The sequence below is a fragment of the Yoonia sp. TsM2_T14_4 genome, from assembly GCF_049602355.1.
Taxonomy (GTDB): domain Bacteria; phylum Pseudomonadota; class Alphaproteobacteria; order Rhodobacterales; family Rhodobacteraceae; genus Yoonia; species Yoonia vestfoldensis_A.
On the sequence record NZ_CP187137.1, the window covers coordinates 2,712,909 to 2,727,255 of the forward strand.

11 protein-coding genes are annotated in these 14,347 nt (G+C 61.0%); 10 read left to right on the plus strand and 1 reads right to left on the minus strand.

What is annotated here, in order from left to right; translation table 11 throughout:
* Positions 1–68: 68 nt before the first annotated feature.
* Genes ACPF9B_RS13495 through trxA form a run of 7 tightly spaced genes read left to right on the plus strand, consistent with a single transcriptional unit; the run spans position 69 to position 10,392 of the window.
* Complete coding sequence (locus ACPF9B_RS13495) at positions 69–1,622, plus strand: PAS-domain containing protein (RefSeq protein WP_424178013.1); 1,554 nt, start codon at positions 69–71, stop codon at positions 1,620–1,622.
* A 41-nt stretch (positions 1,623–1,663) separates the two neighbouring features.
* Positions 1,664–2,128 (plus strand): tRNA (adenosine(37)-N6)-threonylcarbamoyltransferase complex ATPase subunit type 1 TsaE, encoded by a 465-nt coding sequence (tsaE, locus tag ACPF9B_RS13500; protein ID WP_007206339.1) that lies wholly within the window; start codon positions 1,664–1,666, stop codon positions 2,126–2,128.
* Positions 2,121–3,089, plus strand: a complete 969-nt coding sequence (locus tag ACPF9B_RS13505) for an aminoglycoside phosphotransferase family protein (protein ID WP_424178015.1) — start codon at positions 2,121–2,123, stop codon at positions 3,087–3,089. Before tsaE ends, ACPF9B_RS13505 begins: the two co-directional genes overlap by 8 nt.
* On the plus strand, positions 3,086–3,757 hold the full coding sequence (locus ACPF9B_RS13510; protein WP_424178017.1) for a nucleotidyltransferase family protein: 672 nt from the start codon (positions 3,086–3,088) through the stop codon (positions 3,755–3,757). Before ACPF9B_RS13505 ends, ACPF9B_RS13510 begins: the two co-directional genes overlap by 4 nt.
* Positions 3,750–6,674, plus strand: coding sequence for a double-strand break repair protein AddB (gene addB, locus ACPF9B_RS13515; protein WP_424178019.1), 2,925 nt, complete (start codon positions 3,750–3,752; stop codon positions 6,672–6,674). The genes ACPF9B_RS13510 and addB overlap by 8 nt, the downstream gene beginning before the upstream one ends.
* The gene (gene addA, locus ACPF9B_RS13520) at positions 6,671–10,012 is read left to right on the plus strand and encodes a double-strand break repair helicase AddA (protein WP_424178021.1); all 3,342 of its coding nucleotides are present in this window, start codon (positions 6,671–6,673) and stop codon (positions 10,010–10,012) included. Before addB ends, addA begins: the two co-directional genes overlap by 4 nt.
* Positions 10,013–10,071: 59 nt before the next feature.
* Positions 10,072–10,392 carry a thioredoxin gene (gene trxA, locus ACPF9B_RS13525; RefSeq protein ID WP_007206334.1) on the plus strand — a complete coding sequence of 107 codons (321 nt, stop codon included), beginning with the start codon at positions 10,072–10,074 and terminating at the stop codon, positions 10,390–10,392.
* A gap of 3 nt (positions 10,393–10,395) precedes the next feature.
* On the opposite strand, the gene ACPF9B_RS13530 is transcribed toward trxA, so the two are convergent.
* The gene (locus tag ACPF9B_RS13530; protein ID WP_424178024.1) at positions 10,396–11,313 is read right to left on the minus strand and encodes a hypothetical protein; all 918 of its coding nucleotides are present in this window, start codon (positions 11,311–11,313) and stop codon (positions 10,396–10,398) included.
* A 101-nt stretch (positions 11,314–11,414) separates the two neighbouring features.
* Between ACPF9B_RS13530 and hslV the strand changes: the two genes are divergently transcribed.
* Genes hslV through hslU form a run of 3 tightly spaced genes read left to right on the plus strand, consistent with a single transcriptional unit; the run spans position 11,415 to position 14,340 of the window.
* Positions 11,415–11,969 carry an ATP-dependent protease subunit HslV gene (gene hslV / locus ACPF9B_RS13535; protein ID WP_040483280.1) on the plus strand — a complete coding sequence of 185 codons (555 nt, stop codon included), beginning with the start codon at positions 11,415–11,417 and terminating at the stop codon, positions 11,967–11,969.
* A complete protein-coding gene (locus ACPF9B_RS13540) occupies positions 11,966–13,045 on the plus strand; it encodes a hypothetical protein (protein WP_424178026.1) in 1,080 nt (359 codons plus the stop codon). Before hslV ends, ACPF9B_RS13540 begins: the two co-directional genes overlap by 4 nt.
* On the plus strand, positions 13,042–14,340 hold the full coding sequence (hslU, locus tag ACPF9B_RS13545; protein WP_007206330.1) for an ATP-dependent protease ATPase subunit HslU: 1,299 nt from the start codon (positions 13,042–13,044) through the stop codon (positions 14,338–14,340). Before ACPF9B_RS13540 ends, hslU begins: the two co-directional genes overlap by 4 nt.
* Positions 14,341–14,347: the final 7 nt, after the last annotated feature.

Sequence of the window (14,347 nt, forward strand, 5' to 3'; positions counted from 1 at the left end):
CCTGACACTTAACCGGCGATTAACTTTGCTGGGTGAGGGTCTTGGCGTGAACTGGCAAGGATTGCTGCATGATGTCGCTGATTCTCTTGACCATCGCCGTTCTGGCGATCGTCGTCGGACTTCGATCGCAATGGCACATAACCACCCGCGCGGCGGCGGTTGATCCAGAGCCTGTGATGGCGCCGTCAGGGCCGGTGTTCCTGTTTCATGGCGATCAGTTGATCGACACGACGCAGGACGCCCAGCAGATGATCGCACCGTTCAACCTGATTCCCGAACGTGATGCGATGATCCATGTCCTTGACCCGGAATTTCCTGGTCTGGCCGGTTATCTTGACACCACCGAACAAAAGCCGTGCAGGATCGGGCATCGTCAGTACGATACCATGTGGATCGAGGTGGACTGGCCGCTTGGCCAGTTGCGCGTGGCCGTCTGCGGCGCGTTACCGACCGAGGCGGATGGCGCAGCACCAGTCCCCTTCGCGACCAGCCAGCAAGCCGGCGAACTGGCTTTGTTGCGCGATGTGCTGCGGCATACGCCGCAATTGATATGGCGCACAGATGGCGACGCAAAGGTGACATGGTCTAATCAAGCCCATGCAGATTTCTGGGCAAAACACGACATGACACACGACGAGATGGTGGCGCAGAGATCGGCATTCGAGGCGGGCGCGACAAATGGCACCCGCCGGATTGCCTTTCCAACGGCGGGCAAAGAGACCAACCAATGGTTCGACGTGCTATCGGTGCAACAGGGTGGGTCAACGCTACATTTTGCCACCGACACAAGCATCGCCGTCCGCGCAGACCAAGACCGCCAGAATTTTGTTCAGACCCTTGGCAAGACATTTGCTGAATTGTCGATCGGGCTTGCGATTTTTGATAAACAGCGCCGGTTGGTAACATTCAACCCCGCGCTGCTGGATATGACACGGCTGGGGTTCGAATTTCTAAGCACACGCCCGACAATTGATACCGTGCTTGACCGGCTGCGCGAAACCCGCATTCTGCCCGAACCCAAAGATTATGCGTCTTGGCGCGATCAATTCACCGCCGTTGAAGCGGCTGCCAAGAACGGCACCTACCGAGAGATGTGGAACCTACCTGACGGGCAAGCCTTTCGCGTGACAGGTCGGCCGCATCCCAACGGCGCCTTTGCCTTTCTGTTCGAGGATGTCACCGCCGATCTGTCCCTGACCCGCCGGTTCCGGTCCGATATTGAAACAGGACAGGCCGTACTGGACGCGCTGTCAGACGGGATCGCAGTGTTCACTGTAGCCGGGACGCTGGTGATGTATAACCGTGCGTATGCATCGCTGTGGGGGATGGTGGCAGATCCAGGGTTGGAACATCGCGCTGCAACATCCGAAATCGCCAGATGGCATGCCTATTGCGCGCCCACCACAGACTGGACCGACTTGCACCACTTTATCCATCAGGCAGGACCGCGCGAAACTTGGTCTGATGATGCGCTCTTGGCGGATGGCCGGATGCTGCGCTGTCAGGCGACACCGATTGCCGGCGGCATGACGATGGTGCGTTTCTCGCTGGCTCCGCGGCACCTGCCTGTTTTGCGCAAACTGACCCAGACCGATCCCGCGATCCGCGCGCTGAAACGCTGATTTGGACTTGCAGGTGGTGGCACAGACCATAGAGTCCGTTCATGACCGCCACAGCCCGCCAGATCAGCCTTGCCGATGAAGCGGCGACCAATCGTTTTGCCGCAGCGATGGCCGCATTGTTGCGCCCCGGTGATACGATCCTGTTGCAGGGTCCCATCGGTGCGGGAAAATCTGCCTTTGCGCGCGGCGTGATCCGCGCCCGCCTGAACCGGATGGAGGATGTGCCATCCCCAACCTTCACACTGGTCCAGACCTATGACGCACCGGATGGCGACATCTGGCATTGCGATCTGTATCGCCTGACCGACCCGTCCGAAGTGCTGGAGCTTGGTTTGGACGAGGCGTTCCAGACCGCGATCTGCCTGATTGAATGGCCTGACAGGTTGGGGCATGATACGCCGCTAGATGCGCTGACCCTGACTTTCGCGGCGCGTGCGACTGATCACCTTGTAACCTTCGACGCGCCGCTTGCTTGGCAGGATCGTCTGGCAGACCTGCATGTCTGACCGTGACCCTGCCATCACCGGTTTCCTGTCACGCACCGGGCATGAACGCTGGACACGGCAGGTCATCGCAGCCGATGCGTCCAGCCGGCGCTATCTGCGGCTGACCGACGGGACCAAGACCGTGATCCTGATGGACGCACCACCCGAGACGGGCGAGAATATTGCGCCTTTTATCGACATTGCGCACTGTCTGGTCAGTGCTGGGCTGCACCCGCCCGCGATACTGGCGCAGGACAGCCAGGCGGGGTTGCTGCTGTTGTCCGACCTTGGCCGCGACAGCGTGGCGCAATGGCTCGACCAACACCCGACCGAGGCGCTGCCGGTCTATCGTGCCAGCACCGATGTGCTAATCCATCTGGCCAAGCTGCCACCTCCTGCGCTGACACGGCTGACACCACAGGTTGCAGGAGAGATGGTGGCGATCACCGGCACCCATTACGCCCAGCGCACCCTGCCTGATCTTGTTGCCGCCGTGACCCAAACGATGCAGGCGCTGGCCCCCCAGCCTGATACATTGGCGCTGCGCGATTACCATGCAGAAAACCTGATCTGGCGGCCTGAACTGGTGGGTCTTGCCCGCGTCGGGTTGCTGGATTTTCAGGACGCCTTTGTCGCACCTTTGGGCTATGATCTGGCGTCGCTGCTGCGTGACGCAAGGCGCGATGTGCCGGATGATATCTGCGCCGCGATGGTCGCGCATTTCATGGCAGAGACCGGCGCAGGCGCGGATTTCCCCGCGCAACTGGCCTCTTTGGGCGCGCAGCGGAACCTGCGAATCCTGGGCGTCTTTGCGCGGCTAGCTGTCGAAATGGGCAAAACCCGCTACATCCCGATGATCCCGCGCGTCTGGGCGCAGTTGCAAAAAGACCTCGCGCATCCCGCGCTATCCGATCTGCGCGCGGCAGTATCTGACATGCTGCCAGCACCAGACGCAGCCCTGCTGGCAAGGTTGCAACGATGAAGTTTCCTGTGCTTTTGTTCGCGGCGGGGCTGGGCACCCGCATGGGCGATCTGGTCAAGGACCGGCCCAAGCCGCTGGTACAGGTCGCAGGCAAACCGCTGATCGACCATGCGCTGGCGCTGACTGACTTGCCACAGATCGGTGCAAAGGTCGTGAACCTGCATTACCATGCTCCCATGCTGCGCACGCATCTGGCAGGTAGGAACATCATGTTTTCCGACGAAACCGACCAGCTGCGTGAAACCGGCGGCGGCTTACGCCACGCGCTGCCATTGCTGGGCACAGGTCCGGTGATCACGATGAACAGTGACGCGGTCTGGCGCGGGCCAAACCCGATTGCGCAATTGACCGCCGCCTGGCACGACGCGATGGAAGCGCTGTTGCTGATCGTGCCGCGCGACCGCGTCCACGGGCACAAAGGCGCGGGCGATTTCGCCCGTGATGCGGACGGCAGGCTGCACCGCGCGCCAGACGCAATATATACCGGCGTGCAGATCATCCGTACCGAGACGTTGGGTGATGCCCTGCAGGATGTCTTTTCGCTGAACCTGATCTGGGATGCGATGGCCGCACGTGGCGGGCTTTATGGCGTGGTTTATGACGGGCAATGGTGCGATGTCGGGCAACCATCCAGCATCGCGCTGGCAGAGGCGATGCTGCATGTTTGACCCAACCACCACCCCCCGCATTTTTTGCGAACCCTGCGGTGTTGATTATGCCAAGGGCCTTGTCACGGGGCTGATGGCGCGCGCGCAGCATATGCCACCAGAGGATTTCGCGCGGGTGGAGATCTACGTCAACACCGCCCGTATGCAGCGTCGCATCCGTGCGATGTTCGATGACGGGCCTGCACTGCTGTTGCCGCGCATCCGGCTGGTAACGGACCTTGCCCGCGACCCCATCTCGAAAGATGTACCACCTGCCATAGCACCTTTGCAGCGCCGTCTGGAACTGTCGCAACTGGTTGCGCAGCTGCTGCAAAGCGAACCCGATCTGGCCCCGCGTGCGGCACTTTATGATCTGTCAGACAGTCTGGCCAGCTTGATGGATGAAATGCAGGGTGAAGGGGTCAGCCCCAATGCCATTGCCAAACTTGATGTCAGCGATCAGTCTGGCCATTGGGCGCGCGCGCAGAAATTCCTGACGATCATTGCACAGTTTTTCGACACCACCACCCAGCCCGATACAGAGGCCCGCCAAAGGCTGGTGATCGAAACACTGGCCGCGCGCTGGGCGGACGCGCCCCCCGATCATCCCGTGATCGTGGCAGGGTCCACCGGGTCGCGCGGGGCGACGGCGCTGTTCATGCAGGCGGTGGCGAAACTGCCGCAAGGGGCGATCGTGCTACCGGGCTATGACACCGACCTGCCGGATACCGTCTGGTCCGCGATGGATGACGGGCTGACGCATGAGGATCATCCGCAATACCGGTTCAAACGGTTGATGGACCTGATCGGTTTTGGCCCTGCCGATGTGGCCCGCTGGTCCGACCTTGCGCCACAACGCCCCGCGCGCAACCGCCTGGTGTCGCTGTCGCTGCGGCCTGCACCCGTCACAAACCAGTGGTTGCAAGAAGGCCCCGACCTGGGCTGTCTGATCGCCGCGACCGAAGGGCTAACCTTGCTAGAGGCCGCATCCCCGCGCGCCGAAGCAGAGGCCATCGCGCTGCGCCTGCGCCAAGCGGTGCAGGACGGGATCACCGCCGCGCTGATCTCGCCTGACCGGATGCTGACGCGGCAGGTGACCGCCGCCTTGGACCGGTGGGACATCAAACCTGACGACAGCGCAGGCACGCCCTTGCAACTGTCGCCACCGGGGCGGTTTTTGCGGCATGTGGCAGACCTGTTCGGCACGCAATTGACGGGCGAGGCGTTGCTGACCCTGCTCAAGCACCCGCTGTGCCATTCGGACAACGCCGACCGCGGTGATCACCTGCGCCTGACGCATGATCTGGAACTGGACCTGCGCAAGTATGGGCCACCGTTCCCGACGGCGGACACGCTGCTAGGATGGGCAAGCACACGCGCAGATCGCCAGCCTTGGGCGCAATGGGTGGCGGAGCTGGTCACAGGCCTTGATACCGTGGGCGACAAACATCTGACCGACCATCTGGACGCGCATCTGACGTTGGCAGAATCGTTTTGCGCCGGTCCCGCCCTGCCCGGTGCCGGCGGTCTTTGGGACGAAGCGGCAGGCCGTGAGGCACAGCGCATCTGCACCGATCTGCGCACCCATGCCGGTGCCGGTGGCGTCATGTCGCCCCGCGATTATGCGGCTTTGTTCGGCAAGATCCTGTCGGCGGGCGTGGTGCGCGACCGTGATGCAGGCCATCCACAGATCTTGATCTGGGGCACGCTAGAGGCGCGCGTACAAGGCGCTGATCTGACCATCCTTGGCGGCATGAATGATGGCGTCTGGCCAGAGGCGCCCGCCCCCGACCCCTGGTTAAACCGGATGATGCGCGCGCAGGCGGGGCTGTTGCTGCCAGAACGCCGCGTGGGGCTGTCGGCGCATGATTACCAGCAGGCCGTGGCCGGGCGCGAGGTCTGGATTACCCGCGCCAAACGGTCATCTGACGCCGAAACCATCCAGTCGCGCTGGGTCAACCGCCTTACGAACCTTTTGGGCGGTTTGCCAGACCAGAACGGGCCAGAGGCCTTGGACCATATGCAAGCGCGCGGTGCGGCGTGGCTGGCGATGGCGGCAAAACTGTCCGCCCCCGGGGCTGATGTCGCAAAAGTGAAACGCCCAGCGCCCTGCCCGCCTGTCGCGGCACGGCCAAACCAGTTTTCCGTCACGCAGATCAAGACGCTGATCCGCGACCCCTATGCGATCTATGCGCGCAAAGTGCTGCGGCTGGACCCGCTGGACCCGCTGACGCCCAGCGCCGATGCCCCGCTACGCGGGGTGATCATCCACGGCATACTTGAGGAATTTGTCAGGCAAAACCATGCGCCTGATGATCTGGACGCCTTGCTGGCTATCGCCACGCGGCATTTCACCGAAAAATGCCCATGGCCCACGCATCGCGCGCAATGGATGGCACGCTTTGCGCTGGCTGCAGATGCATTCTGCAAGGCCGAGGTGGGCCGACATGCCCTGTCAGACACACGTCTGGTCGAGCAAGAAGGCAAGCTTTTGATCCCTGATGTCGAGGTGACACTGACCTGCAAGGCCGACCGGATCGACCTGACGCCCAGCGGCACGGCGATCCTGTATGATTACAAGACCGGCACCATGCCAACCAAACCGCAGCAGGAAAAGTTCGACAAACAACTGTTGCTAGAGGTGGCGATGGTAGAACGCGGTGGTTTTGAAGGTGTTGGTCCGGTGCAGGTTGACGATGCACAATTTGTCAGCATCAAGCCCGATGCAAAGACCGTCCTTGCACCGATCAGTGACAATCCGACCGACACGACCATGGCCGAACTGACAGCACTTTTCGAACATTGGCGGCGGGCTGACAGCGGCTATACCGCTCGCTATGCGTTATTTTCCAAGAAAGACGTGGGCAGCTATGACCATCTGTCCCGCTTTGGCGAATGGGACAGCAGCGATCCCGCGCAACCGCAGGTGCTGACATGATCCGTGACGCTGCAACCCAGCGGCAGGTCGATGCCGCCAATCCGCAGATATCCACATGGCTGGCTGCCAATGCGGGGTCCGGCAAGACCCGCGTGTTGACCGACCGCGTCGCGCGTTTGCTGCTAGAGGATGTGTCGCCGCAAAACATCCTGTGCCTGACCTATACCAAGGCCGCCGCCGCCGAAATGCAGAACCGCCTGTTCAAGCGGTTGGGTGCGTGGGCGATGATGCAGGATGATTCCCTGCGCGCCGATCTGCGGGGCCTTGGCGTGGACCGATCCATCGACGCAGACCAGCTGCGCGCTGCGCGTACCTTGTTCGCCCGTGCGATCGAAACGCCGGGTGGTTTGAAAATTCAGACAATCCATTCGTTCTGCGCCGGTGTGCTGCGCCGTTTCCCGCTAGAAGCCGGGGTCAGCCCCCAGTTTCGCGAAATGGAAGACCGCGCCGCGCAATTGCTGCGCGCTGATGTGATGGACCAGTTGGTGCAAGGCGATGCATCAGGTGTCGTACACAAGATGCTGCATCATTTCAGCGGCGATAGTCTGGCCAAACTGACAGCCGAGGTCGCGCGCCACAAGGACGCTTTCCTAAAAGATACGCAACGATCCGACATCTGCAGGACACTCCACCTTGATCCGGCGATGACAGTGCAAACGCTGGTTTTGCGGGTTCTGGATGCCGATGCCATCGCCGCGCTACGCCAGTTGCAGCAGATCTGTGCCACCGGCAGCGTCACAGATCGCAAGGCTGCCGAAAAACTGCGCGCGGTCGCTGCCGATGGCACAGCACGGCTGTCGGACCTGCAACTGCTGGAAGGCGTGTTTTTGTTCGGGGACAGTGCCAAAGACCCCTTTGGCCCCAAGATCGGCAGCTTTCCCACCAAGGCCCTGCGCGAAGCCCACCCCGAACTCATCGCGGATATCGACATCCTGATGGAACTGGTCGCAGGCGCGCGCCAGGACCGGATGGCGCTGGCCGCCTTGGATCGGACCCTTGCGCTTTATGCTTTTGGCCGCGCTTTCGTGCCCGCGTACGAGGCGCGCAAGCTGGCGATGGGGTCACTTGATTTCGACGATCTGATCAGCAAGGCGCGCGCACTGCTGACCGATCCGGCAGTGGCGCAATGGGTCTTATTCCGGCTGGATGGTGGCATTGATCATGTGCTGGTGGACGAAGCGCAGGACACCAGCCCCGCCCAATGGGATGTGGTCGAAACGCTGACACAGGAATTTGCGACCGGCGCGGGGTCGCGGCCCAACCGCGAACGCACGGTGTTCGTCGTGGGCGACAAAAAACAATCGATCTATTCGTTCCAAGGGGCCGATCCTGCCGCCTTTGACAAGATGAAGGCGCATTTTCGCGCAGCGCACAAAGCGATTGGCAAACCTTTCGAGGCTACATCGCTTGACCATTCATTCCGGTCGTCGCAGGCGGTCCTGTCAGTCGTTGATGCCACGTTCACCGGCGATCAGGCCGCAGGGATGGATGACGCGCTGACCCATATCGCGTTCAAGGACCGGATGCCGGGGCGTGTCGATCTGTGGCCCGTAATCGAAGCCGCCAAGATCGAGGATAACCGCCCCTGGTATCAACCCGTTGATCAGCCCGGCGATGCCGACCATCATGTGCAGATGGCCCAGCGCATTGCGGACCAGATCAGTCATATGATCGCGCATGAAACCATCCCTGTGGAAGACGGCAATACCGGCACCTACAAACGCCGCAGGATCACGGCGGGGGATGTCCTGATCCTTGTGCAGCGCCGGTCGGACCTGTTCGCCGAGATTATCCGCGCCTGCAAGGCCGCAGGGCTGAACATCGCCGGTGCCGACCGTTTGCGCGTGGGCGCCGAACTGGCGGTCAAGGATCTGGCGGCGCTTTTATCGTTTCTGGCACTGGCCGAGGATGATCTGTCGCTGGCCGCTGCCTTGCGCTCGCCCCTGTTCGGCTGGTCGGAACAGGATCTTTTCACGCTGGCGCACCATCGCGGTGACAAGAAATTCCTGTGGGAAGCCCTGCGCAAATCGGCGCATCATGAAACACTTGCGGTCTTGAACGACCTGCGTGGCAAGGCCGATTTCCTGCGCCCCTATGACCTGATCGCCCGCATCCTGACCCGCCACGACGGGCGGCGCAAGCTGCTCGCGCGGTTGGGGCCAGAGGCCGAGGATGGCATCGACGCGCTGTTGTCGCAGGCGTTGGCCTATGAACAGACTGGCGTGCCCAGCCTGACCGGGTTCCTGACGTGGATGCAGACCGATGATCTGGAGGTCAAACGCCAGATGGACAGCCAGGGCGACAAGATCCGGGTGATGACCGTCCATGGCGCCAAGGGGCTGGAAGCACCCATCGTGATCTTGCCCGAAACAATGACGCGAAAAAAGGACTTAAAAGGCGAAATCCTGCCCGCGCCCGATTGTGTGATCTGGAAAACAATCAGCGCCGCAACGCCCGCGTCGATGGTCACGCTGCGCGATGCTGTCTTGGCCAAACAGGACGAAGAACGCCTGCGCCTGCTGTATGTCGCGATGACGCGGGCGGAAAAATGGCTGATCATCGGGGCCTCTGGTGATGTCGGCGAAGGGATGGAAAGCTGGTACAACATCGTCGCCGCAGGGATGAAGAAACGGCAGGCCGGAGCCGCGATGTCGGGCGATCTGCAGGTGCAGCGCGTGGCACATCTGGATTGGAACGGGCTCGATCTGGTGCCAAAGGACGCGGTTACTGCACCCGACGTGATCGTGCCAGAGTTTGGCCCACTGCCTGACATTGCGCGCGCCAAGACGATTTCTCCTTCAGAATTGCTGGGCGCCAAAGTGCTGCCAGGCGATATCGCGGAGGACGACGCGGATGCCAAGGAACGCGGCACGCTGATCCACCTGCTGCTGGAACATCTGCCGCGCGCCACCCCTGCCGACAGGGCGGCGCTGGGATATGCCTTGGTACCGACCGACACTGCCCTGACGGACAGCGTGATCCAGCTGCTGGACCAGCCCGCGCTTGCGCATCTATGGGACGACGATGCTCTGACAGAAGTGCCGATTACCGCCGATCTGCCAGATCTTGGCCGCATCCATGGCACAATTGACCGTCTGATCCTGACCCCGACGACCGTGTTGGCGGTAGATTACAAGACCAACCGGATCGTGCCGGACCAGCCCGCGCATACGCCGCTCGGCGTGTTGCGCCAGCAGGCCGTCTATTGCGCGGCGCTGCGGCAGGTGTTCCCGGACCGCCAGATCACGGTCGCAATCTTGTGGACAGCAAAGGCGCAATTGATGGATTTGCCTGAGACGCTGCTTCACGAAACGATGACAGGTCTTGCCACGGCTTGACCATTCCGGCCTGCGTTCATACCTTCGCCTTCCAATGAATTTCGCCAAGGAGCATCCCAATGGCCACCGTAGCAGTAACAGACGCAACCTTTGACGCCGAAGTGCGCCAGTCCGATATCCCCGTCGTCGTAGATTTCTGGGCGGAATGGTGTGGCCCTTGCAAACAGATCGGCCCCGCTTTGGAAGAATTATCCAACGAAATGGCCGGCAAGGTGAAAATCGTCAAAGTCAACGTGGACGACAACCCCAACTCGCCTGCACAGATGGGCGTGCGCGGCATTCCCGCGCTGTTCGTGTTCAAGAACGGTCAGGTCGTCGCCAACAAGGCGGGCGCTGCCCCCAAGGCCGCGATCCAGGGCTGGATCGAAGAGTCGATCTAACCCCTAGACAGGCCAGCCATGGCCGCGCAAGACCTGTGCAATCCGGTCTTGCGCCTCTGGCCTGCCTGCGTTGATCGCCTGCATTTGCAAGAACCAATAGAGATAGGCTGCAAAATCGGGCGCGTGTCGGGTCACGGCACCAAACGCGGCCTGTGCTTCGGTGTCGGCCACATTCAGCGCGATATGGTGAAAATCGGACCGTCCGAACAGGATCGCAGGCTTATTGAAAAAGAACCCCTGAAGTGCGACGCCGGAATTCTGCGAAACGATGTAATCGCAGGTGCGCAGGTACCTGTCAGGGTCGCCCTTACGGATATAAAGCCGGTCATTTTCGCCCAGTAGCTGTTCCAGCGCACGTTCTTCATCGCGCTGATAGGTTTCAGACGGGTGCAGCGTGGCGATAACAGGGCGGACAGGATCATGCCGCAGGACGGTGCGGATCATGTCGATCGGGCTGCAGTACTGGAACGACCGCTGTTCCATCAAGCGCCCTTGCAACGGCACAAAGACAAAACCGTCCTTGCGCGGCACATGGATCGTGTCACCGAACAGGCGGTTTTGCCAGAACCGTTGAAAATTGGCAGCCTTTTTGGGATCGACCATTGCCGGATCGAAGGGCGTATGCGCGACAGGCCAGTCCCAGCGTTCCGCCTGTTTTTCGATATGCCAGAACGGGGTGATATAGGTCTGGCGCAGTGTCAGGCTGCGGTTGTTGACAGGCGGGTCCATCAGAAAGATCCCGCGCCCCGGCCGCACCAGCGCACGCAGACGCGCAAGGGTATCGTCACTGTCAAAGGCGACGGTAAGTCCGGCATTGGTCAGCACTTTGCCAATCAACGCGATGAAATTGTGGTTCCCCTCTTTGGCTTGCTTGCGCAGCTTGGGGTGCAGGTAAAACGTAACTTTACTGGTGATACTCATGCGATGACGCTAGCCTTGGGTTGTAACGACGGCAAGATGGCGGGGTTGTTTGCCCCGTGCGCTGCCGCCATATAACCACAACCGATATGGAGATGGTGACGATGGCACAAGACAACTTTCCCGGCTGGCACGGCACCACGATCATCGGGGTGCGCAAGGATGGCAAGGTGGTGATCGCGGGTGACGGGCAGGTCTCGCTTGGGCAGACCGTGATCAAGGGCACCGCGCGCAAGGTGCGCCGCCTGTCACCGGGCGGGCAGGATGTGATCTGTGGCTTTGCCGGATCAACCGCCGATGCATTCACCCTGCTGGAACGGCTGGAAAAAAAGCTGGAGGCGACGCCCGGCCAGTTGGCGCGCGCCTCGGTCGAGCTGGCCAAGGACTGGCGCACCGACAAATACCTGCAAAAGCTCGAAGCGATGCTGATCGTCAGCGACGGCAAAGACCTGTTGGTCATCACCGGCGCGGGTGATGTTCTGGAACCCGAACATGATGTCACCGCCATCGGGTCAGGCGGCAATTACGCCTTGGCCGCGGGGCGCGCATTAATGGACAGCGACCTATCCGCAGAGGAGATCGCCCGCCGCGCCATGGCGATTGCGGCGGATATCTGTGTTTATACCAATGGCAAACTGACGGTAGAAAGTATCGGATGATCGACCGCGACGATCTGAAAGCTGCCGTCGGCAGCGGGCTTTTGTCGGAAAGGCAAGCCGCAGGGCTGATCAGCCTTGCCGACAGCCGCCGTGGCGCACGCGCGGCGTTGCGCGCCGGTGACGAACCTTTCGAATTGTTCAAAGGATTTAACGAGGTTTTCATCGTGATCGGCCTGCTGATCCTATCGTCAGGCTGGTGGGGTGTGGTCACGCTCGCGCTTGGTGACCGGATCGTGAATTTGCAGGATTACGCTTTGGGCGTGTCACTGGCGGGGACCGCATTTTTGTGGCTGCTGTCGGAGTATTTCATTCGCAAACGGCGCATGGTGGCACCCGCCATCGCGCTGTCGGTGATGTTTGCCGCCAATGCAGCATTCGGGTTGTTCGCCGTGATGTCGGAACCTTTCATGATCGCGCAAGGCGATTATGCTAGCGTGCCGTTTCCACTATTGCTCGCCACCCTCGCGCTTGCGGCCTATTGGTGGCGGTTCCGCGTACCGTTTGCCATGGCGATGATCGCGGTCGGGCTGTTCGTCGTTGCGATCATTTTCGCCGCCAGTAGGGGTGGACGGATCGCAGGGATCAGTGACCTATTCTTGTTGTCGGCGGGTGGGCCTTTTGCATGGATCACACTGGCGCTGGGTCTGCTTGTTTTTGCCGTAGCGATGGCATTCGACATGAGCGATCCACACCGTGTCACGCGCCGGTCGGCCAACGGATTCTGGCTGCATGTCGTGGCGGCGCCGGCATTGGTGAACACGGTGGCTTTGTCTCTGCTGGATCAAGATACCTCAGGGTCCAACATCATTCTGGTGGCTGTCCTGACACTGTTCGCCATCGTGGCTATCGTCATTGACCGGCGGTCATTCCTGATTGCCGCCATCGGGTATATCGTCGTGCTGGCAGGCACGGTGCTGGACGGTGACGGCGCGGCGCTGACCGTGCTGATGCTCGGAATTATCCTGCTGCTGCTGGGTGCGTTCTGGGAACGTATCCGCGCCCGCATCTTGCGGCTGATGCCGGGCTTCGTGCCGCTGCACAAACTTCCCCCTTCTTTTAGCCAAGGACTGACATGACAGACCTGACCCCCCGCGAAATTGTATCCGAATTGGACCGTTTCATCATTGGACAGGCCGAGGCCAAGCGCGCCGTTGCTGTCGCATTGCGCAACCGTTGGCGGCGCAAACAATTGGGCGATGACCTGCGCGACGAGGTGTACCCCAAGAATATCCTGATGATCGGTCCCACCGGTGTCGGGAAAACCGAAATCTCGCGCCGCTTGGCGAAACTGGCGCGCGCACCGTTCATCAAGGTCGAGGCGACCAAATTCACCGAGGTCGGCTATGTCGGCCGCGACGTGGAACAGATCATCCGAGATCTGGTCGATACCGCCATTCTGGACACCCGCGAACATATGCGCGAAGACGTGCGCACCAAGGCCCGCGAAGCTGCCGAGGAACGTGTAATCACCGCCGTCGCCGGCACTGACGCACGCGAAGGCACGCGCGAGATGTTTCGCCGCAAGCTGAAGTCAGGCGAATTGGACAGCACCGTGATCGAACTGGAGCTGACCGACACTACCAACCCGATGGGCGGATTCGAGATTCCCGGACAGCCGGGCGGCATGATGAACTTGGGCGATCTATTCGGCAAGGCGATGGGCGGACGTACCGTCAAGAAACGCATGACGGTTGCCGACAGCTATGACGCGCTGATCGCGGACGAGGCGGACAAACTGCTCGACGATGAAACCGTCACCAAGGCCGCATTGGAAGCGGTCGAACAATCCGGCATCGTGTTTCTGGACGAGATCGACAAGGTCTGCGCCCGTGCCGACGCGCGCGGTGCCGATGTGTCGCGCGAAGGCGTGCAGCGCGACCTGCTGCCGCTGATCGAAGGGACGACCGTGTCGACCAAACATGGGCCGATCAAGACCGACCATATCCTGTTCATCGCATCCGGCGCGTTCCATGTTGCAAAACCGTCCGACCTGTTGCCCGAATTGCAAGGCCGTTTGCCGATCCGCGTGGAATTGCGCGCCCTGACAGAAGGCGATTTCGTGCGCATCCTGACGGAAACCGACAATGCGCTAACCTTGCAATATTCCGCGCTGATGCAGACCGAACAGGTGACCGTTACTTTCACCGAAGATGGGATCAAGGCACTGGCCAAGATCGCCGCTGACGTCAACGAAGCCGTGGAAAACATCGGCGCACGCAGGCTTTATACCGTCATGGAACGCGTGTTCGAGGATTTGTCATTTAACGCGCCCGACCGTGGCGGTGAAGAAATCGCCGTCGACGCCGATTTCGTGGAAAAACATCTGGGGGAATTGTCGCGTTCGGTGGATGTCAGCCGCTACGTGCTATGAGTTTCAG

Excerpts from the sequence above, each read along its gene's own strand:
- hslV (WP_040483280.1), top strand. The coding sequence starts at position 11,415 with ATGGCACAAGACAACTTTCCCGGCTGGCACGGCACCACGATCATCGGG.
- ACPF9B_RS13505 (WP_424178015.1), top strand. The coding sequence starts at position 2,121 with ATGTCTGACCGTGACCCTGCCATCACCGGTTTCCTGTCACGCACCGGG.
- tsaE (WP_007206339.1), top strand. The coding sequence starts at position 1,664 with ATGACCGCCACAGCCCGCCAGATCAGCCTTGCCGATGAAGCGGCGACC.
- addB (WP_424178019.1), top strand. The coding sequence starts at position 3,750 with ATGTTTGACCCAACCACCACCCCCCGCATTTTTTGCGAACCCTGCGGT.
- ACPF9B_RS13530 (WP_424178024.1), bottom strand. The coding sequence starts at position 11,313 with ATGAGTATCACCAGTAAAGTTACGTTTTACCTGCACCCCAAGCTGCGC.
- ACPF9B_RS13495 (WP_424178013.1), top strand. The coding sequence starts at position 69 with ATGATGTCGCTGATTCTCTTGACCATCGCCGTTCTGGCGATCGTCGTC.
- ACPF9B_RS13510 (WP_424178017.1), top strand. The coding sequence starts at position 3,086 with ATGAAGTTTCCTGTGCTTTTGTTCGCGGCGGGGCTGGGCACCCGCATG.
- addA (WP_424178021.1), top strand. The coding sequence starts at position 6,671 with ATGATCCGTGACGCTGCAACCCAGCGGCAGGTCGATGCCGCCAATCCG.
- ACPF9B_RS13540 (WP_424178026.1), top strand. The coding sequence starts at position 11,966 with ATGATCGACCGCGACGATCTGAAAGCTGCCGTCGGCAGCGGGCTTTTG.
- trxA (WP_007206334.1), top strand. The coding sequence starts at position 10,072 with ATGGCCACCGTAGCAGTAACAGACGCAACCTTTGACGCCGAAGTGCGC.
- hslU (WP_007206330.1), top strand. The coding sequence starts at position 13,042 with ATGACAGACCTGACCCCCCGCGAAATTGTATCCGAATTGGACCGTTTC.